The 21,187-nt window shown below is 72.7% G+C and carries 9 protein-coding genes; 6 read left to right on the forward strand and 3 right to left on the reverse strand.

Features of this window, described 5'->3' with window-relative positions; translation table 11 throughout:
- The first annotated feature begins 18 nt into the window (after window positions 1-18).
- Genes ACFHWS_RS21205 through ACFHWS_RS21230 form a run of 6 tightly spaced genes read left to right on the forward strand, consistent with a single transcriptional unit; the run spans window position 19 to window position 18,718 of the window.
- Window positions 19-588: an FcoT family thioesterase gene (locus ACFHWS_RS21205; protein ID WP_416568867.1), complete on the forward strand. Its 570-nt coding sequence runs from the start codon at window positions 19-21 to the stop codon at window positions 586-588.
- A gap of 14 nt (window positions 589-602) precedes the next feature.
- Complete coding sequence (locus ACFHWS_RS21210) at window positions 603-7,400, forward strand: SDR family NAD(P)-dependent oxidoreductase (RefSeq protein WP_416568868.1); 6,798 nt, start codon at window positions 603-605, stop codon at window positions 7,398-7,400.
- A gap of 5 nt (window positions 7,401-7,405) precedes the next feature.
- On the forward strand, window positions 7,406-8,863 hold the full coding sequence (locus ACFHWS_RS21215; protein ID WP_416568869.1) for a polyketide synthase: 1,458 nt from the start codon (window positions 7,406-7,408) through the stop codon (window positions 8,861-8,863).
- Window positions 8,864-8,886: 23 nt separating this feature from the next.
- Window positions 8,887-10,497, forward strand: a complete 1,611-nt coding sequence (locus ACFHWS_RS21220; protein WP_416568870.1) for a long-chain-fatty-acid--CoA ligase — start codon at window positions 8,887-8,889, stop codon at window positions 10,495-10,497.
- A 27-nt stretch (window positions 10,498-10,524) separates the two neighbouring features.
- Complete coding sequence (locus tag ACFHWS_RS21225) at window positions 10,525-11,379, forward strand: alpha/beta fold hydrolase (protein WP_416568871.1); 855 nt, start codon at window positions 10,525-10,527, stop codon at window positions 11,377-11,379.
- Window positions 11,363-18,718, forward strand: a complete 7,356-nt coding sequence (locus ACFHWS_RS21230) for an SDR family NAD(P)-dependent oxidoreductase (protein ID WP_416568872.1) — start codon at window positions 11,363-11,365, stop codon at window positions 18,716-18,718. Before ACFHWS_RS21225 ends, ACFHWS_RS21230 begins: the two co-directional genes overlap by 17 nt.
- Before the next feature lie 45 nt (window positions 18,719-18,763).
- On the opposite strand, the gene ACFHWS_RS21235 is transcribed toward ACFHWS_RS21230, so the two are convergent.
- From ACFHWS_RS21235 to ACFHWS_RS21245, 3 genes are all read right to left on the reverse strand, one after another.
- Window positions 18,764-19,702 (reverse strand): beta-ketoacyl-ACP synthase III, encoded by a 939-nt coding sequence (locus tag ACFHWS_RS21235; protein ID WP_416556657.1) that lies wholly within the window; start codon window positions 19,700-19,702, stop codon window positions 18,764-18,766.
- Between the two features lie 94 nt (window positions 19,703-19,796).
- The gene (locus ACFHWS_RS21240; RefSeq protein WP_416568873.1) at window positions 19,797-20,300 is read right to left on the reverse strand and encodes a carbohydrate-binding domain-containing protein; all 504 of its coding nucleotides are present in this window, start codon (window positions 20,298-20,300) and stop codon (window positions 19,797-19,799) included.
- 54 nt (window positions 20,301-20,354) lie between these two features.
- Entirely contained in the window at window positions 20,355-21,053 is a 699-nt protein-coding gene (locus ACFHWS_RS21245) for a LysE family translocator (RefSeq protein WP_416556659.1), read from the reverse strand.
- Between the last annotated feature and the right edge of the window lie 134 nt (window positions 21,054-21,187).

The raw sequence follows: 21,187 nt of genomic DNA on the forward strand, positions 1-21,187 counted from the left end.
GCCACGACCGGAGACCACGTGCAGACCAGTCACCGCGTACCCGCCGCCGCGGCCGCGTACCCGAACGATCCGGAGTTGCTCGCGCTGGTGCTGCGGCCGTACCGGCCGAACTGCAAGTACCTGCTGTCGGCCGAGCTCACCGTGCACGGTGAGCCGGTCGACGGCGGGCTGCTGACGGCCAACTGCGGGTTCGAGATCCCGGAGTCGTGCTACATCGACGACACCGGCCACTTCAACTCGGTCGAGTTCAACATCTGCTACAACCAGATGCTCTACTACACGGTCGCCAAGGCGGTGCGGGACAAGGCTGTCCGCCCGTTCACACACTGGACCATGGACGACTACTGGCAGCGGCAGCTCGCCGACTTCCTCATCACCAACTTCCAGAGCACGTTCCGGCGGGCGATGCGTGGGCGGCGGTTCTCCGGCGAGCTGGAGATCGTCGAGATCGCCGAATGGGGCGGGAGCGACCTACGGGATCCGCTGCTGGTGCTGCACACCCGGTGCCGTTACTGGGACGAGCGCGGCGGCACCTGTTCCGGCGAAGTCCGGGTCGCCATCGCCAATCCACCCCCGACCGGACAATGACGCGGAGGAACCCCGTGGCTGCAGACCTGGTCGAGCGGCTGCGTGCCGTACCGCCCTTCGAACGTTGGGCGGTGCTGCGCGCCGAGGTGCTCGCCGAATTCCGTACCACCCTGCTGATGTCCGCCGACGACGAGTTGCCGGTCGACGCCAACTACTTCGAGCTGGGCCTGACCTCGCTCGGCGTCACCGAGATCAAGCAGCGTCTGGAACGGCGTCTCGGCCGGGCGGTGGAGGCCGTCTCGCTGTTCAGCCATCCCACCGTGGCGGACCTGTTGGACAACCTGGTCGTCGACCTGCCGGAGCTGTTCGCCGACCCCGACGGTCCCGCCGGTGCCGGCGCGCCGCCGGATCGACCGGCGGCCGCTGTGCAGACTGATTTCCGGTCGGCAACCGACCAGCAGGCGCTGCTACGCGAGCTGCTGCTGGAGAAGTACGAGCCGATCGCGATCGTCGGCATCGGGCTGCGGATGCCCGGCGACAACGACACCCCGGCCGGGTTCGCCGAATTCCTACGCCGCGGCGGCTCCGGCACGGTTCCCATCCCGGCGGACCGCTGGGACGTCGACGCGTACAGCTCCGCCGAAGGCGGACCCGGCAAGGTCCGGACCCGGGCCGGCGGCTTCGTGTCAGGGTACGACCAGTTCGATCCCCGGTTCTTCAACATCTCCCCCAAAGAGGCCCAGTACATGGACCCGCAGCAGCGGCTGGTGCTGGAGACGGGGTGGGAGGCACTGGAGCACGCCGGCATCGACCCGACCGGGCTGCGCGGCGGTGACGGTGGCGTGTACGTCGGTGTCAGCTGCGTCGACTACACGTTGGAGGTCGAGGCGCTGCGGTACGAGGAACTCGACGGGTACGTCGGAACCGGCACCGCGCACAGCGTCGTACCCGGACGGCTGTCGTACTTCCTCGGCTGGCGCGGACCGAGCCTGGCGGTCGACACCGCCTGCTCGGCGTCGCTGGTCGCCCTGCACCTGGCGGTGACCGGGCTGCGCCGCCGCGAATGCGGCATCGCTCTGGTCGGCGGGGTGAACTCGATCCACCATCCGCGCAACCACATCGTCTTCACCCAGGCCGGCATGCTCTCCCCGGACGGCTTGTGCAAGACGTTCGACGACGGTGCCGACGGCTACAGCCGTAGCGAGGCTTGCGGGATGGTGGTCCTCAAACGGCTGTCCGACGCGCGCCGCGACGGCGACCGGGTGCTGGCGCTGGTACGCGGGTCGGCGGTGCGCCAGGACGGCGAGAGCGGCGGCCTGACCGTGCCCAACGGGTCCGCGCAGGAGATGGTCATCCGGTCCGCGCTGGCCGCCGCCATGGTCGAACCGGCGGACATCGGCTACATCGAGGCGCACGGCACCGGCACCTCGTTGGGCGACCCGATCGAGATGGGCGCGATCCGTGCCGTGTTCGCCGACGGGCTGCGGGCCGATCCGCTGGTGGTGGGCTCGTTGAAGACCAACATCGGGCACGCCGAGGCCGCCGCCGGGATCGCCGGCGTGATCAAGACCGCGCTGCAGCTGCATCACGACGAGATCTACCCGCACCTGCACCTGGACCGGCCGTCCCGACACATTCCGTGGCAGGACGCCCCGGTCACCGTGCCGGACGGGTTGCGGCAGTGGCCGGCCGGCGCCCGCCGAGGGGTGGTCAACTCGTTCGGTTTCGCCGGCACGATCGCCTCGGCCGTGCTGGAGCAGGCACCACCCGTTGCGGCCACCGAACCGGAGCTGGCGGCCGGCCCGCCGCAGGTCTTCGCGATCTCCGCCCGCAGCGACCGGGCGCTGCGCAACCAGCTGGAACGCTACCGCGACCACCTCGCCGCCCACCCGGAGCAGCTGCTCGCCGACATCTGCCACACCGCGACCACCGGCCGGGCACACTTCCCGGTCAGGCTGGCCGCCGTGGTACACGACCGGCCGGATCTGGCTGGCCGGATCGACCAGTGGCTGTCTGCCGCCGACGGTGGCCGGGACCAGCCACGCCCGGGGAACGTCGCGTTCCTGTTCACCGGCCAGGGTTCCCAGTACGTCGGCATGGGAACCGCGCTGGCCGCGCGGTTCCCGCTCTTCGCCGGGCTGCTGCACGAGTGCGACGAGCTGTTCGCGCCGTACCTCGACCGGTCCATCCTGGAGGTCATCGCCGGGCACGGCAAGGATCCGGCCGAGCTGCACGAGACCCGCTACACCCAACCGGCGCTGTTCGCCCTGGAATACGCCGCCGCCGGACTCTGGCGCTCCTGGGGCGTGCAGCCGGACATCCTGATCGGGCACAGCGTCGGCGAGATCGTCGCAGCCACCGTGGCCGGCCTGTTCAGCCTGCCGGACGCGGTCCGGCTGGTGGCGGTCCGGGCCCGGCTGATGCAGGCGGTCACCGCGCCCGGCGGCATGGTGTCGGTGTCCCGGCCGGCCGAAGAGGTCGCCGACCTGCTGACCAGTCATCCGGATCTTGGCTTCGCCGCCTTCAACGCACTCGACCAGTGCGTGGTGTCCGGTGGTCGGGAATCCCTCACCAAGCTCACCGCCGCCCTGGCCGAGCGGGGCATCTCGGTCCGCGCGCTGCCGGTGTCGCACGCGTTCCACTCGCCGCTGATGGCAGAGGTGGCCGAGGAGTTCCGCGACGCCATCGCCGACATCCGGTTCGGTCCGCTGTCGCTGCCGCTGATCTCCAACCTGACCGGCGAGGTGGCCGACCACGCCGCCCTGACCACGGCCGACTACTGGGTCCGGCACATCGCCGAACCGGTCCGGTTCGCCGCCGGAATCCGGGCCATCGAGCAGCGCGGGACGCACACCTTCGTTGAGGTCGGACCAGCACCGACCCTGATCGGCCTGGGCCGACGCGGGGTGCGCCGGGCCGCCGACCACGTCTGGCTGCCCAGTATGCGCGCCGCAGACGACACCGGTGAGACGCTGCTCGGCGCGGTGGCCGCCGGATACGCCGCCGGCCTGCCGGTCGCCTGGGCGCAGGTCCGCCGGGGCGCGCCCGGTCAGCGGACCGACCTGCCGACGTACGGCTTCGACCGGCGCCGCTACTGGCTGCCGATCACCGGTGAACGGCACCTGCGGGCGGCGACCCCAACGGAGCCGGCCCGGGCCCATCCGCCGCTGCTCGGCCCCGAGGTGTCGACCCCGGATCAGCGGGCCGCCGGAATCCGCGAGTTCGCCACCCGGATCGGACCGGACCAGCCGGCGTACCTGGCCGACCATGTGATCCTCGGTCAGCCGGTGTTCCCGGCCGCCGGGTACGTGGAGATGCTGCTGGCCGCGCAGGACGCGGTGTACGGCGAGACCAGCCGGCCGTTGCTCGACGTCGACATCCGCGAGCCGCTGCTGCTCGACCACGAACGCCCGGTCGAGCTGCGGCTGCGGCTGCGCGGCGAGCCGACCGGCGGTGCCACGGTGGAGATCGTCAGCACCGAGCCGAGCGCTGCCGACCACGGCCTACGACGCTGCCACGCCACCGCCACCATCGCCGCCGCCGGCCCGCCATCCGACGAACTGGTCGAGGCCGGCTCGCGGATGGCCGAGGTGCACGCCGCCGCCGGCTACCCGGCGGCCGACCGGCCCGGCGCCGACCTCTACGCCGAGTACGCCGAGCTGGGCCTGGAGTACGGCCCGTCGTTCCAGCGGATCGAGTCGATCGGTCGGCTGGACGAGGCGACCGCGGTCTCGGCCATCCAGGGCTGGGACACGGGTGCGCTGGACCATTTGCCGCCGGCCGTACTCGACAACGTGATCCAGTCGCTCGGTCCGCTGATCGACGACGGACAGACGTACCTGCCGGTGCGGTTTCGGTCGCTGCGGCTGCTGCGCAAACCCAAGGGCGAGCGGCTGCGCGGGCTGGTCCGCCGTACCGGCGTGGAGCAGGCTCGCGACGGCGAGTTCACCGCCGACCTGGCCATGTTCGACGGCGACCAGCCGGTGTTCGTCGTCCGTGGACTGGCGTTTCGTCGCGTCACCCGGACCCGCGACGACGCGCGCGGCCTGTTCCACCAGGCCCGGTGGCTGAAGCGGTCGTTGCCCCGCCGGCCGACCGAGGTCGACCGGCGGATCCTGCTCGTCGGCGCCGCCGGACCAGACGAGGGCGTCGCACCTGCCGTCGGCGCCGCGCCGGGAGACGGCCGTACTGTGCCGGCCGGGGTGACGGTCACCGTGGCCCCGGACGCCGACCGGGCCGTCGCGATACTCGCCGAGCAGCCGACCGACGTCTGCTGGTTCTGGCAGGCCGAGGACGGCCCGCTGGACCTCGACCGGTTGCGCCGGGAAACCGAACACAACCTGTCCGGCCTGCTGCACCTGCTGGCCGGGCTGGACCGGGCCGGCTTCGGACGTGACCAGCGGTTGTGGCTGGTGACCAGCGGCGCGCAGCAACTGCCCGACGACCCGGTGACCGACCGGCAGTTGCCCGCCGCCACCGTGTGGGGGTTCGGGCTGTCGCTGTGGACAGAACACCCCGCGTACCGGGTGACCCTGCTGGACCTGCCGCCGGACGCCCCGGCCGGACCGGCCCTGCTCGACGAACTGCTCGCCGGATCCGACGAGTATCAGGTCGCGTACCGGGCCGGCGGACGGCACGTTCGCCGGATCCTGCCGGTACCGGCAGATATGCCCGGCGACGGAAACACCGAACTCGCCGCCCGGGAGTCCGAGGGGCTCGCCGGTCTGCGGATGGTGCCCACCGACGACCCCGCCCCGGTCGGCGACGAGATCCAGGTACGGATGCACGCCGCCGGCCTCAACTTCAAGGACGTGCTGAACGCACTCGGTCTGCTCCGCCAGCACGCCGACACCACCGGTACGCCGTACCAGCCGCTGCCGCTCGGCTTCGAAGGCGCCGGCACCGTCGTCGCGGCCGGACCGCAGGCACGGTTCGCGGTCGGCGACGCGGTGATGATCAGTCACCTCGGCTGCCTGCGTCGCCGGGTCACCGTGTCGTCGGAGCTGGCCGTCGGCAAGCCGGACAACCTGGACTACGCCGAAGCGGCGGGGATCCCGACCGCGTACGTCACCGCGCACTACGCGCTGCACGAACTAGCCGGGATGAAAGCCGGTGACCGGGTGCTGATCCACGCCGCGGCCGGCGGTGTCGGGCAGGCCGCGATGCAGCTTGCCCGGCTCGCCGGTGCGCAGGTGTACGCGACGGCCAGCCCGCACAAGCACGACCTGTTGCACGGCCAGGGTGCGGTGGCCGTTTTCAATTCCCGCACCCTCGACTTCGCTGACGAGGTGCTGGCCGCCACCGGCGGGGCCGGCGTCGACATCGTGCTGAACAGCCTGAACAAGGAGTACATCCCGGAGGGCATCCGGGTCCTCGCCGCGGGCGGGCGGTTCGTCGAGCTCGGCAAGCTCGGTGCGTGGACCGCCGAACAGGTCCGGGCGGTACGGCCCGACGTGGCGTACCACCACTTCGACCTGAGCGAGTTCGCCCCGGAGCGGCTGCGCCAGATCAACCACGGCATCCTCACCGACCTCGCCGACCGGCTGGCCCGGGGCGAACTGCGACCGCTGCCCACCACCCGGTACGAGCTGGACGAGGTCGAGGAGGCGTTCAGCCTGCTCAGCCGGGGCGGCAACGTCGGCAAACTGGTGCTCGTCCTGCCCGGGCCACGACCGCCGGCCCCGGCGCACGGCCCGGTCCGGCCGGACCGCACGTACCTGATCACCGGCGGGTTCGGCGCGCTCGGCCTGCTCACCGCCCGCAAGCTGATCGCGCTCGGTGCCCGGCACCTGGCGCTGGTCGGCCGCCGCGAGGTGCCCGACGCCGAACTGGCCGAGCTCGCCGAACGGCTCGGCGGGCGGGCGAGGCTGACCGCGCACCGGTGCGACCTGGCCGACCCGGCCGACGTGACCCGGCTGGCCGCCGCACTGCGCGCAGCGCGGCACCCGGTCGGCGGGATCCTGCACGCCGCCGGTGTCCTCGTCGACCGGCCGGTGGCCCGGATGACCTGGTCCGACGTGGCCACCGTGTTCGGCCCCAAGGTGTACGGCAGCTGGCTGCTGCACCACACCTTCGAGGCCGAACCGGAGCTGGACTTTTTCATCGGCTACTCGTCCGTCGCCTCGGTGCTCGGCAGCGCAGCCCAGGCCAACTACGCCGCCGGCAACGCGTTCATCGACGCCCTGATGGACCTGCGCGGCCGTCAGGGCCGACCGGGGACGAGCATCAACTGGGGGCCGTGGGGCGAGGTCGGCATGGCGGCCGGGCTGGACGCGCGACTGGCCCGCGGCATCGAGGCGCAGGGCATGCGATTCCTCCGCCCGGCGCAGGGCACCGGGGCGCTGGCCCGCCTGCTGACCGCGCCGACCACGCCGGTGATGGTCGGCGAGTTCGACTTCGACCGGCTGGCCGGCAGCCGGCCGCTGCCGAACCCGCTGTACGAGCGGGTCGCCCGGGGCGCCACCGAGGCCGACACCGGCTTCCAGGTCGACCAGGTTGTCGGGCTGCCCCGCTCGGAACGGATCGCCGCGCTCAGCCTGCTGGTCCGTAGCCGGCTTGCCACCGCACTGCATTTCGACGGCGCGGACGACATCGGCCCGGACACCCGGTTCGCCGAGCTCGGACTGGACTCACTGGCCGCTGTCGAGCTGAAGAACGTGCTGGAGTCACTGCTCGGCGTCGCGCTGCCCACCGGCATGGTCTTCGACCATCCATCGGTGGACCAGCTCGTCGCGTACCTGGACGGTCTGCTTGCCGGCGGACCGCAGGCCGGTGATGGTTCGGCGGTCGACCCGCAGCGCCCAGACGACGGCGTGGCCGCGCTCAGCGACGACGACGTCGCCGCGCAACTCGCCGTCCTGCAGGAGGGCTGACCGCGGTGCGTGACTACATAGCCTCCCTTCAGCAACTGTCCAGACAGCAGCTCGTGCTGCTGGCCGCCCGGCAGCGGGCCCGCGAGACGCAGGGCATCGCGGTGGTCGGCACCGCCTGCCGGTTCCCCGGCGCGATCAACGACCCGTCGGGGCTGTGGCAGGCGCTGCTGGCCGGCCGGCAGGTTCCGGCGGAACGCGCCGGTGCGCCCCGGTTGAGCACCGGCCGGCCGAGGTGGAACCTGGCCGCGCCCGACCTCGCCCCGCACGCCGAGCTGCTGGCCCGAGGGGTGTACGTGGCCGACGTCGACCTGTTCGAGCCGGAACGGTTCGGCGTCACCGACGACGAGGCACGCTATCTCGATCCGCAGCAGCGGCTGTTGGTGACCTGTGCCGACCAGGCCCTGCGCGACGCCGGGGTGACACCGTCGGCGCAGACCCGGACCGGGGTGTTCGCCGCGGTCAGCACCGTCGAGTACCACTATTCGTTGCTGCGCAACGGGGTCGGAGCGGACGGGCTGTCCCCGTACATGGGCACCGGCGCGGCGCTGAGCGCCACCGCCGCCCGCGTCGCGGTCGGCCTCGGCCTCACCGGGCCGATGCTGACCACCGACACCGCCTGCTCCTCGGCGCTGACCGCCGTGCACCTGGCCAGTTCGGCGCTGCGGCGCGATGAGTGCGACGTCGCGTTGGTCGCCGTCTGCCACCTTCAGCTGGCGCCGTTCACCACGGTGGTCTTCGATCAGGCCGGGATGCTCTCGCCGACCGGCCGGTGCCGGCCGTTCGCCGCCGACGCCGACGGGCACGTCCGAGGCGAGGGCTGCGCGGTACTGGTGCTCAAACGGGCACCGGACGCCCGCGCCGACGGCGATCAGCCGTACGCGGTGATCCGTGGCAGCGCGGTCCACCAGCACGGTCGGCGGCCGACGATGACCGCGATGGCCGCGGCCGGCCAGCGGACCGTCATCGAACTGGCGCTGCGCGACGCTGACGTGGACCCGCACCAGGTGGGGTACGTCGAGGCGCAGGCCAGTGGCGCCAAGGTGGGCGGGGTGATTGAGGCGGAAGCGACGGCGCAGGCGTACCGCCGGGACGGGGCCGGGGCGCCGCCGCTGCTGATCGGCTCCAGCAAGGCCAACCTCGGCTACCTGGAGACGGCTTCCGGCGCGGCGAGCCTGCTCAAGACGGCGCTCGCGCTCAGCCACGGCGAACTGCCCGGCCAGCCGGACTTCGACGCCCCGGATCCGGACATCGCCTGGGAACGGCTCCATCTCGACGTACCACGCAAGCGGACGCCGTGGCCGGCGGGGGAGCGCCGGCTCGCCGGGGTGAGTTCGTTCGGCTTCACCGGCACCAACGCCCACGTGGTCATGGAGGCGGTGCCGCAGGCACCGGCCCGGGCTGGGCTGCCCGCCGGACCGGTCACCGGCCGGTCCTACTGGCCGGAGTCGTACACGTGGGCCTGACCGAACAGGAAGGAACGCCAGCCATGTCCGCGTACCATCCGCAGTTGCAGACCCTGCAGGACGTCGTGTCGTTCCACGCCGCCGCCCGGCCGGACCATCCGGCGGTACGGTGCGAGGACCGCCGGATCACCTACCGGGAGCTGGATGAGGCGAGCAGCCGGATTGCCCGCGCGGTGCGGGCCGCCGGCCTGCCACCCGGTGCCCGGCTGGCGTACCTGGGCAAGGAGTCGGAACACTACTACGAGATCCTGTTCGCTGCGGCGAAGTCCGGCACGGTGCTGGTTCCGATCAACTGGCGGCTGGCTCCCGGGGAGGTGAGCCACATCCTCACCGACTCCCGGACCGGGATCCTGTTCGTCGAGGACGAGTTCGCCGAGCAGGCCGCCCGGGTGACCGCCGAGCTGGAGCCGGCGCCGCTGACCGTACGGCTCGACGGGCCGGGCGGGCGCGGTGCCGGTCTGCGCGCCTTCGCCGTCGGCGGTACCGGTTCCGCCGCCGTCGACGTCAGCACGGCCGGTGTTGGCGAGGATCTCGGCGGTGGCGGTCCGGAGATCCCGGTGGCGCAGCTCTACACCAGCGGCACCACCGGGCTGCCCAAGGGCGTCGTGCTGGCCCAACGCAGCTTCTTCGCGGTCCGGGACGCGCTGGCCGGTGCCGGCCTGAACTGGATCGACTGGCGTGACGACGACGTGGCCCTGATCGGGATCCCCGGTTTCCACATCGGCGGCCTGTGGTGGGCGACTCAGGGGTTCGCCGCCGGGGCCACCCTGGTCGCGTTGCGGATGTTCGTCAGCTCGGACGCGATAACGGCGATCGAACGCCACCGGGTCACCACCGCCTGTGTGGTGCCCGCGATGCTGCAGATGATGCTGTCCGAACCGGGTCTGGACGTGTCCCGACTGGCCTCGCTACGCAAAGTGGTCTACGGCGGCTCGCCGATCTCCGAAACGCTGCTCAAGCAGTGCGTCGACGAGATCGGCTGCGACTTCGCGCAGATCTACGGACTCACCGAGACCGGCAACACGGCGGTGTGTCTGCCACCGGAGGCGCACGTCGGCGCCGATCCCCGGCCGCGTGCCGCCGGCCGGCCATACCCGGGCATCGAGGTCAAAGTGATCGACGGTGCGGGCCGGCCGCTGCCGACCGGTGAAATCGGCGAGATCTGCCTGCGTACCCCGGCTCGGATGGTGGAGTACTGGCAGTTGCCGGAGGCGACCGCGCGGACCCTGGTGGACGGATGGATCCACACCGGCGACGCCGGATACGTCGACCCGGACGGCTTCATCTACATCTGCGACCGGATCAAGGACACCATCATCGTCGCCGGGGAGAACGTCTACCCGGCCGAGGTGGAGAGCGCCCTGGCCCGGCACCCGGCCGTGCTGGAAGCGGCGGTGGTGGGAGTGCCGCACGAGCAGTGGGGTGAGGCGGTGCACGCCTTCGTGGTGTTCCGGCCGGAACTGCATGCCAAGCCACGGGAACTGATGCTTTTTCTGCGCGGCGAAATCGGTTCGTTCAAGATCCCGACAAGCTACGAGGAGATAGACGTGCTTCCGCGCAATCCCAGCGGGAAGATACTACGGCGGGCCCTGCGCGACCGGTTCTGGAGCGACATGGCCCGGCAGGTCAACTAACCGCCCGGTCCACTATTGGGAGCGCCGATGTCCGTACTGGTCAGCAAAGGTCTCAACAGCCTGTCGTACCTGTCACCCGCGCTGGCCGGCCGGGTCGCGTTCCGGTTGTTCACCCGGCCGGTCCGCCGCGCGTCGGTGCGGCCGGGTGAACAGCCGGTGCTGGCTGCCGCGACGGTCGGCGCGATCGACCTCGACAGGCAGCGGGTGCGGACCTACCACTGGGGTGACGGGCAGCGGACCGTCCTGTTCGTGCACGGCTTCGAGGCGCGGGCCGCGTCGTTCGCCGCGTTCGTGCCGCCGCTGCTCGACGCCGGGCTCAGCGTGCTGGCGTACGACGCGCCGGGGCACGGTGACTCGGCCGGCACCGGCGTCACCATCCTGGACCACCGGCGGATCATCGAGCGGCTGCACGGACAGCACGGGCCGTTCCACTCGATCGTGGCGCACTCGTTCGGCGGCCTGTGCGCCTACTACGCGGTCCGGTGCGGGGTGAAGACCGGCCGGCTGGTCACCATCGGTGCGATGAGCGACTTCGACGCGCTGCGACTGGCGTTCTGCGAACGGCTGTCGCTGCGACCGGGGATTTCGCGGCAGCTCCAGTTGCGGACCGAGCGGCTCTTCGCGCCGCTGACCGACATCTGGCAACTGTTCTCGCCGGTGCACCGGCCGGAGGAGATCGACGTGCCGCTGCTCGTGATGCACGACTCCGTCGACCGGGAGATCGCCGTGCGGCACGCGCACCGGCTGGCCGCCGCCTACCCCACGGCCCGGCTGGTGATCACCGAAGGGCTCGGCCACCGGCGCATCCTGCGTGACCAGACGGTGATCTCCACCGTGCTGGACTTTCTCACCAGTCGAGGAAACCGTGATACCCCACAATGACCCGTCCGCCGGGCCGCCTGCGCCGATCGCCGTCGTCGGAATGTCCTGCCGGCTGCCCGGCGCCGACGGCATCGCCGAATTCTGGGCCCTGCTGCGGCGCGGCGGCACCGCGTTCAGCGGGGTACCCGAGGAACGCCGCCGCGACTGGCCGCCGGACGCGCTGCCGCCGGCCGACGTCGGCACCGACCCGCAGGGCGGCTTCCTGACCGGGGTCGACCGGTTCGACGCGGCGTTCTTCGGCATCTCGCCGCGGGAGGCCGCCGCCCTGGACCCGCAGCACCGGCTGATGCTGGAGCTGGCCTGGGAGGCGCTGGAGGACAGCGGCCAGCCACGGCAGCGGTGGGCCGGTCGGCGGGCCGGGGTGTTCGTCGGGGCGATCGCCGACGACTACGCGGCCCTGGTGCACCGGGCCGGGCCGGCGGCGGTCGACCGGCACACCTTCACCGGCCTGCAACGAGGGCTGATCGCCAACCGGGTGTCCCGCCTGCTCGGCCTGACCGGCCCGAGCCTGACCGTCGACGCCGGCCAGTGTTCGTCACTGCTCGCCGTGCACCTCGCCTGCGAACAGCTGTGGGCCGGAGATGTCGATCTCGCTCTCGCCGGCGGGGTGCATCTCAACCTGGCCCCCGACGGCTGGCTGGCTGCCGCCCGGTTCGGCGTGCTGTCCCGCAGCGGCGCCAGCGTCCCGTTCGACACCGCCGCCGACGGGTTCCGCCGCGGCGAGGGCGGCGGGCTGGTCGTGCTCAAGCCGCTGCGGCTGGCCGAGGCGGACGGCGACGACATCTACTGCGTCGTGCTCGGCGGAGCGACCAACAACGACGGCGACGACGCGGATCCGGCGGTTCCCGCCGTCTCCGGCCAGGAGGCGGTGCTGCGGCGGGCGTACCGACGGGCCGGCGTGTCGCCGGCCGACGTGCAGTACGTCGAGCTGCACGGCACCGGCACCCGGCGGGGCGACCGGGTGGAGGCGACCGCCCTCGGCGCGGTGGTCGGCCTAGACAGGCCCGCCGACCAGCCGGCGCGGGTCGGCTCGGTGAAGGCCAACATCGGGCACCTCGAAGGTGCGGCCGGCATCGCCGGGCTGGTCAAGACCGCGCTCAGCATCCGCTACCGTGGTCTGCCCGCCCATCCAGGCCGCACCGGCACCGGCCCGGCGACGGGCGCGAGCGCGGGCCGGGCCGATGACGGGGACGACCCGGGCGCCGGCCGGCTGCCGCTGGCCGACCTCGGTCTGCGGGTGCAGCCGGAGTACGGGCCGTGGCCGGTGCCGGAGCGACTGCCGCTGGCCGGCGTCAGCTCCTTCGGTATCGGTGGCACCAACTGCCATCTCGTCCTGGCCGGGGTGCCGCTGCCAGCTGCGCCGCCGCCACGAGCGGCCGTCGGCCCGGCCGTGGTCTGCCCGCTCAGCGCCCGGTCCGACGCGGCGCTGCGGGCGCAGGCCGACCGGCTGCACCGCTACCTGGTCGGCCATCCGGAGGTTGACCCACGCGACGTCGCGTGCTCGCTGGCGACCACCCGTACGGTGCTGCCGGTACGGGCCGCGGTGGTCGCCGCCGACCGTGGTGAGCTGCTCGCCGGGTTGGCCGCGGTCGCGGCCGCCAGCCCGGCAGCCGGCACGGTGGCTCCCGGCACCGCACCGAGCGGCGGGTACGCCGAACCGGTGCGGCTCGCCCACCGCCACGTCGCTGGCGACCCGGTCGACTGGCCCGAGGCCCCGGCCGTTGGTCGGGGTCGGCGGATCCGCCTGCCGAGCTACCCGTACCAGCGGGAACGCCACTGGCTGCCGGCCATCAACCCGCCGGCGGTGAACCCGCCGACCGCCCAACGGCCGGTGGTCACGTCGCCGGCCGCCTCCCGGCCGGCGGCGAATCCGCCGTGCGCCCCGCGACCGTTGCCGGTCGGCCTGGGTGGCCTGTCGGCCACGCTGGCCGCCGTACGGCGGCACGCCGCCACCGTGCTCGGCCACCCGGATCCGGCCGGCGTCGACCCCGAACTGCCGTTCCGGGAACTCGGCCTGGACTCGCTCGGGGGTGAGCAGCTACGCGACCGACTGGCCGCCGAGACCGGCCTGCCCCTGGTATCGAGCCTGATCTACGACCATCCGACGCCGCAGCGGCTGGCCCGACACCTCGCCGACCGGCTCGGCGGCACGGACGCCGCCGGTCCGAACCCCGACCGGCCGGTGCCGGCCGCCGCGGTCGACGAGCCGTTGGCCATCGTCGGGATGGCCTGCCGCTACCCGGGTGACGCCGAGTCGCCGGACGAGCTGTGGCGGATCCTCGTCGACGGGGCCGACGTGACCGGCGACTTTCCCACCGACCGGGGCTGGGACGTGGACCGACTGTACGATCCGACGCCCGGCCGGCCCGGCCGGACCTACACCCGGCGCGGCGGGTTCCTCACCCGGGCGGACCGGTTCGACGCCGACTTCTTCGGCATCAGCCCGCGTGAGGCGCTGGCTATGGATCCGCAGCAGCGGCTGCTGCTGGAGGTCGGCTGGGAGACGCTGGAAAGCGCCGGCATCGATCCGACGATGCTGCGCGGCGAGCGGGTCGGTGTGTTCGTCGGTGCGACCGCCGGGGACTACGGACCCCGGCTGCACGAGGCGCCGGACCAGGTGCGCGGCCATCTGCTGACCGGCACCTCGGCCAGCCTGCTGTCCGGTCGACTGTCCTACGTGCTCGGCTTCGACGGGCCGGCGGTCACGGTGGACACCGCGTGCTCGTCGTCGCTGGTCGCACTGCACCAGGCGGCGCGGGCGGTGCGGGCCGGCGAATGCCCGCTGGCTCTTGCCGGCGGCGTGGCGGTGATGTCTACCCCCGGCATGTTTCTGGAGTTCAGCCAGCAGCGGGGACTGTCGCCGGACGGGAGGTGCCGGGCGTTCGCCGCCGGTGCCGACGGCACCGCCTGGAGCGAAGGCGTCGGGCTGGTCCTGCTCGAACCGCTGTCCCGGGCCCGGCGGCTCGGTCACCCGGTGCTCGCCCTGCTGGTCGGGTCGGCGGTCAACCAGGACGGAGCCAGCAACGGTCTGACCGCCCCGCACGGTCCGGCTCAGGAACGGGTGGTCCGCGGCGCGCTGGCCGCCGCCGGGCTGCGGCCGGACGACATCGACGCGGTCGAGGCCCACGGCACCGGCACCCGGCTCGGTGACCCCGTCGAAGCGACCGCTCTGCTCGCCGTACACGCCGGACGGGATCCGGACCGGCCGGTGCGGCTCGGCTCGCTGAAGGCGAACGTCGGGCACAGCCAGGCGGCGGCGGGCATCGGCGGCGTATTGAAGATGATCCTGGCGATGCGGTACGGGATGCTGCCGGTCACGCCGCACCTCGACGAACCCACGCCGCTGGTGGACTGGTCGGCCGGCACCGTCCGGCTGCTCACTGAGCCCGTGCCGTGGCCGCCGGGGGCGCAGCCGCGAAGGGCGGGGGTGTCCTCGTTCGGCATCAGCGGCACCAACGCCCACGTGATCCTCCAGGAGGCGCCGACCGATGAACCCGGGCCGGCACGGACGGCAACGGCGCCGGCCGCGCCGCTGGCCGGTATGGTCCTCTGGCCGCTCTCCGCCCGGACCCCGCAGGCGCTGGCGGAGCTGGCCGGTCGCCTGCATGACCGGCTCGCCGCATCGGTCGCCGGAGCCGGCACCGGAGCCGGGGACGACCCGGCGGACGTCGGACACGCGCTGGCCACCGGCCGGGCATCGCTGTCCTGTCGGGCGGTGGTGGTCGGGGACGACCGGGAGGAGTTGCTGCGGTCGCTGGCCGCACTGCGGTACGGCGAGCCGGCGCCGGGGCTGGTCCAGGGCACCGCCGTCCCTGGTGGCACCGCGTTCCTGTTCCCCGGCCCGCTTCCCGCGGATGAGACAGTCCGGCTCGCGTCCATCCGCGTCACGGTGGCCGGGCTCGCTCGCCGGCACCGGGTGTTCGCCGAAGCGTTGCGCCAGGTGGCCGGACACCTCGACCCGTACCTGCCCGGCCCGCTGCTGACGATCCTGACCGGGGACCCGGATCCGTGTCCGGTCGGCGGCCGGCACCGGGTCGCCGACGCCGTCCTGTTCGCCGGGTCGCTGGCCGCCCACCAGCTGGTGACCGATCTCGGCCTGCAGCCGGACGTGCTGTTCGGCGAAGGGGTCGGCGAGGTGGCCGCCGCCCACGCCGCAGGCGTGCTGGCGCTGTCCGACGCCTGCCGGTTGGCCATGGCACTGAGCGACCTGACCCGGCCGGCCGACGCGACACCGACGACGGACCCGACGGGGGGTGCCGCCGTCCCGGCCGACTACGCCGAGGTCGTCGGCTCACTCACCTTCGCCGCCCCGCGATTGCCGGTGGTCTCTCCGCTCACCGGGGCGCCGGTCCCGGCCGAGGTGATCACGACTGCCGGGCACTGGCTGCGGTACGGCCACCGGCCAGTCGACGTGGCCGCCGGTCTGCAGCGGCTAACCGACGACGGGATCCGCCGCTACCTGGAGCTCGTCGCGGGATCGGCACCCGCCGGGCGGTTCCCGGCCGGCGCCGGGGACCCGCCGCCGCTGGTGTTGCCGGTGGCGATCGGTGACGTCAGCGGGGCGGGTGGCCCCGCCATCGCCGTGGCCCGGATGTACTGTGCCGGCGCCACCCTGCGGCCGGTGGTGCCGCCGGATGGTCCGGTACGCCGGCCGGTGGCCCTGCCGACCTACCCGTTCCAGGGGCGGCGGTACTGGCTGGAGCCGTCGACCGGGCCAGCCGGGGGCCGCAGCACCGATCTGGAACCGACCGGGCATCCACTGCTCGGTGCCGTCGTCGAACTGCCCGACACCGGTGACGTGGTGGCGACCGCGCGGCTCGGTCCGACCGAGCAGCCGTGGCTGGCCGACCACGTGGTGGACGGGGCGGTGCTGCTGCCCGGCGCGGTGTTCGTCGAGTGGGCTCTTCGGCTGGCCGGTCGGTTCGGCGCCGGGGCGGTGGCGGAGCTCGTGCTGGAGTCGCCGCTGCTGGTGGCGCCCGGCGCGGCCGAGGTCCGTCTGGTGCTGCGGGCTGCCGGGGCGGACGGCCGGCGACGGTTGACGGTGCATTCCCGGCCAGCGGCGGACCCGGGCGGGCGGTGGACCCGGCACGCCAGCGCGCTGCTGGGCGACCCGGCGGCGGACGCCGCCCCGACCGCCCCGACCGCCCCGACCGGCAGCCAACCGGTCGACATCGGACAGATGTACGTCGACCTAGCTGGCCGCGGCTTCGACTACGGCCCACGCTTCCGGGTCGTCCGGAGGCTCCGGATCGACGGCGACGAACTGTACGGCGAACTCGACGACGATCCAGCAGACAGCGGATACGGCGTCCACCCGGCTGTCTTGGACGGTGCGCTGCAGGCCGTACTGACGGCCGAGGCGTCCAGCGGCACGCCGCTGCCGTTCGCCTGGCACGGCGTACGCCAGCTTGCCGCCACGACCGGTCGGCTGCGCCTGTACGGTCGGCGGCTGGCCCCGCTGACCTGGTCGCTGCTGCTCGCCGACGGAGCCGGTCGGCCGGTGCTTACTGTGGCGTCGGTGATCTTCCGCCCGGTCGCCGCCGGGACGCTCGCCGCGCCCGGGGAGCCGGCCCGGCCGGTGCTGCTGCGGCCGGTCTGGCGGTCGGCGTCGCCGTCCGTCGCCCCGGCGGTCAGCGGCCGGTGGAGCCTGCTCGGTGCCGACTATCTCGGGCTTACCGGGGCGGTGAAGAGCCGGCTGCAGTTGCACGCGCACGCGTCGCTGCACGAACTCGACGACGAGTTGCGGGCCGGCGCGAACCCACCCGAGGTGGTCCTGGTCTGCGGCGTCGACGACGGCGACGGCGAACGGCGGCTGGCCGCCTCGGTCCGGGCGAGCGCGCAGCGGATCGTCGCCCTGGTGCAGAGCTGGATCGCGGACGAGTCGCTGGACGACAGCCGGCTGGTGGTGGTCACCCGTGGGGCTGTCGCCACCGAGCCGGGCGACGACGCGGACCCGGCCGGGGCCGCCGTATGGGGCGTACTGCGCGGCGTGCGGGCCGAGTACCCGGACCGGTTCCTCCTGGTGGATGTGGACGACGGTGACGACAGCCCGGGGGCCCTCGCCGAGGCGCTCGCCGACGCGGTCGCGTCCGGCGAGCCGGAGCAGGCGGTACGGTCGGGTCGCCGGCTGCTGCCCGGGCTGGAACCGGTGCCACGCCTGACGGAGGAACAGCCGGCCGGCGCCGTCGACCGGGCGGTCGACCCGGTCCGCTGGTCCACCGGCACCGTGCTATTGACCGGCGGGACCGGTGCGGTCGGTTCGCTGCTCGCCGGGCATCTCGTGGACCGGCACGCCGTACGGCATCTGGTGCTGGTGAGCCGGCGCGGCCCGGACGCTCCGGGTGTCGCCGAGCTGGTGGCCCGGTTGGCCGCCACCGGTGCCGAGGTGCGCGCCGTCGCCTGCGACGTGATTGATCCGATGGCGGTCCGTCGGCTGCTGGCCGAGGTGCCGCCGGACCGGCCGGTACGGGCGGTGGTGCACGCCGCCGGCGTTGTCGACGACGGCACGGTCAACCTGCTCACCCCGCGTCGGCTGGACCGGGTCCTGCGGTCCAAGGTAGACGCTGCGGTACGCTTGGCCGAGCTGCTGCCCGACGGGGCGCCGGACGCGGATCTCGTGCTGTTCTCCTCGGTGATCGGCCTGACCGGCGGTGCCGGTCAGGCCAACTACGCCGCCGCGAACGCGGCCCTGGACGCGCTCGCGTACCGCTGGCACCGGGCCGGTCGGCGGACGCTGTCACTTGCCTGGGGGCTGTGGGGGCTCGGCTCGGGCATGGGTGCCGCGCTGTCCCCAACGGATCTGCGCCGGATGGAACGCGCCGGGCTGGCGGCCCTGTCGGCGGAGCAGGGGCTGGCGCTGTTCGATGAGGCAGTCCGTCGACCCGAACCGGTGCTGGTGCCGGTACGGCGGTATCCGCAGCCACCGGGGCACCGGCGGACCGGGCTGGCCCGCCTGCTGCCGGAGACCGGGCCGTCGGCCGTCGGTCAGTCCGCTCGGCAGCGGTCCGGGCGGCTGGCCGGGGACCCGGCGGAGGTGGCGGCCGGCCAACCGGACGACGTACGGGCGACGCTCGCCGGGCTGGCTCCCCGGCAACGGGAGGAACATCTCGTCGGGCTGGTCCAGCAGCATGTCGCCGAGGTACTGGGACACGGCACACCGGAGGCGGTCGGCGTCGACCGCGAACTGTGGGATGTCGGGTTCGACTCGCTCACCACGGTCGAGCTCGGCAACCGGCTGACCCTGGCCACCGGGCTGCGGCTGCCGCTCTCCGTGACCTTCGAGAACACCACGGTCCGGGCGTTGGCCCGGCAGCTGGCCCGGTTGCTCGAGGCGCCGTGATGGCGGCGGTCGACGGTGGCCGGTGCCGGCGGTGACAGCCGACGGTCACGGGCAGCGGACGACCTGACCTCCGTAGGACAGGCCGCCGCCGAAGCCGAACAGCAGGATCGGTGCGCCGGACGGTATGTCGCCGCGCATCACCAGCTTCGACATTGCGATCGGAATGCTGCCGGCGGAGGTGTTGCCGGACTCGACGACGTCCTCGGCCACGATCGCGTCCGGTGCGCCGATCCGTTCCGCGAGCGATCTGATGATGCGCAGGTTCGCCTGGTGCGGCACGATCGCGGCGAGGTCTGCCGGGGCCACCCCCGCCCGTTCGCAGACCTGCCGGGCGATGGTCGGCAGCATCGTCGTCGCCCACCGGTAGACCGCTTGGCCGGCCTGCTGGAAGGTGCCGGACCGCCCCTCGATCCGTACCGCGTCGGACATCTCCGGGACCGAGCCCCAGACGACCGGACCGATCCCGGGCTGGTCGGCGGCGGTCACTACCACCGCTCCAGCGCCGTCGCCGACCAGCACACACGTCGTACGGTCGGTCCAGTCGGCGAAGTCGGACAGTTTCTCCACTCCGACGACGATCGCGTTGCGAGCCGCGCCGGCACGTACCGCGTGATCGGTTGCGGCCAGCGCGTAGGTGAACCCGGTGCAGGCGACGTTGACGTCGATGACCGCCGGGTGGCCGAGCCCGAGGCGGGCGGCGACCCGGGCGGCCATGTTCGGCGACCGGTCGATGGCGGTGCAGGTGGCGACCGAGACGTAGTCGATGTCGGCAGGGGACAGGCCGCTCTGGGCGAGTGCCTTGCGGGCGGCGTGCGCCGCCATCTCGTCGACGGTCTCGCCCGGCTCGGCGATGTGCCGGGTCTGGATCCCGACCCGGGACTGGATCCATTCGTCGCTGGTGTCGACCATGTTGGACAGATCGTCGTTGGTGAGGATCCGGCTGGGCTGGTAGTGCCCAACGGAGAGGATGCGTGAGCCAGTCATCGGAGTCCTTCCGTGGATACTCCGGCCTTCCGGCCGGAGCGGCAACGGAACCCCTACGGAGCAGGGCTGGCAAGGCCGATCCGCCGCCAGTCGACTATAGTGCCTCCCGCCGCGCAGCCGAGACATCCGCCATGGCCTGACTGCATTGAATAGTTGACTCGGCGTCTGGGTGGCGATCGTGAGCATGGCCGGGATCGAGGTTTGCCGACGACTCACCTCGGGCGTCGTCTCCGGCGACAACCCGTACGGTGCCGTTGGTGATGGTGAGCCGGCCTCGGTCCGCCTCGGTGTCGTCGGACTTGATGCCGTCACCGCCGGCGGTGACATTGAGGCTTCCCCTGGTGATGTCGAGGAAGTCCTTGCCCGGATGCCGTCGTTGACAGCGTCGACCGTGATCGTGCCCGACTCGATGGCGCGGCTGAACAGGGCGGCGTTCGGCTCGTCGGTGTCCGGGTCGGGATAGCCGTAGTCGGTCGCGTCGGTGAGCCGGCTGGTGGTGTCGGTGGCGAGCGTGATCACGACCTAGTCGGCGTCGGTGACCTGCAGTGGTGCGTTGCTGGAGTTGGTGATGGCAGCGCCGGGACACGCGCGTGAACACATCGATATCACTAGATGAACTTCGGTGGTTTCGGCGAACCGCGTTCCAGCCCGACTACCTCGATCCCAGGCGCGCGGGAGGCTCCGGGCCGTCGAGCAGCAACGTCAGTTCGGTGGCGAGGTGCAGGCTCAGCCCGAGCAGCGTGAGTCCGGTCAGTACGTTGAGCGTGCGGGCGGCCACCGGTCGCCGGAGGAAGCCGCCGGCCCGGTCGACCGTTACCGCCAGTATCGGATACCAGATCATCGCCAGTAGCACGATCAGCAGAGCCAACATGGCGGTAGGCGGCCCGACCGGCACCCCGGTAGGAACGAACTGCGGAATCAGGCTGGCGAAGAACACGAACACCTTGGGATTCGTCACATCGGTCACCAGGCCTTGCCGGTACGCCCGCCAGACGCCGCTACCTTGGATCCGACGATGACGGCGTACGTCATTTTCGCCGTGGACCGCCCGGCCGGACGGCGGGTCCGTTCTCGGTCGACTGCAGAGCAGCCGGATGCCCAGATAGCAGAGATAGCCCATGCCGACGAACTGGATCGCCCGGTAGGCGGTCGCTGAGGCAATCATCAGCGCCGCGATTCCGAGTGCAGCCAGTGACGAGTGCAGGAGCAGTCCACTGATGATGCCGCCGGCGGTGGCCAGCCCCAGTTTGCGGCTGTCGAGTGCGTTGCGTACCACCATGGTGAAGTCCGCTCCCGGCAGGACGACCATCGCGGCCGCCACGCCGATGAACGTGACGAGGTTGCCGCTCAACAAAGGCGGCACCCCTCAGGCATCTTTGACAGTTGCATCGTGGGGTGCCTCCTGATGGCGCGGTCAGGCATGCGTCGATCTGCGCGTGGGGACGAGTCACATCCGGGTGTGCGCCGCCCGTCGCACCAGGCCCC

Origin of the sequence: Micromonospora sp. LOL_013 (assembly GCF_048060315.1) — a bacterium.
GTDB lineage: Bacteria > Actinomycetota > Actinomycetes > Mycobacteriales > Micromonosporaceae > Micromonospora_E.

Excerpts from the sequence above, each read along its gene's own strand:
- ACFHWS_RS21235 (WP_416556657.1), bottom strand. The coding sequence starts at position 19,702 with ATGACTGGCTCACGCATCCTCTCCGTTGGGCACTACCAGCCCAGCCGG.
- ACFHWS_RS21225 (WP_416568871.1), top strand. The coding sequence starts at position 10,525 with ATGTCCGTACTGGTCAGCAAAGGTCTCAACAGCCTGTCGTACCTGTCA.
- ACFHWS_RS21220 (WP_416568870.1), top strand. The coding sequence starts at position 8,887 with ATGTCCGCGTACCATCCGCAGTTGCAGACCCTGCAGGACGTCGTGTCG.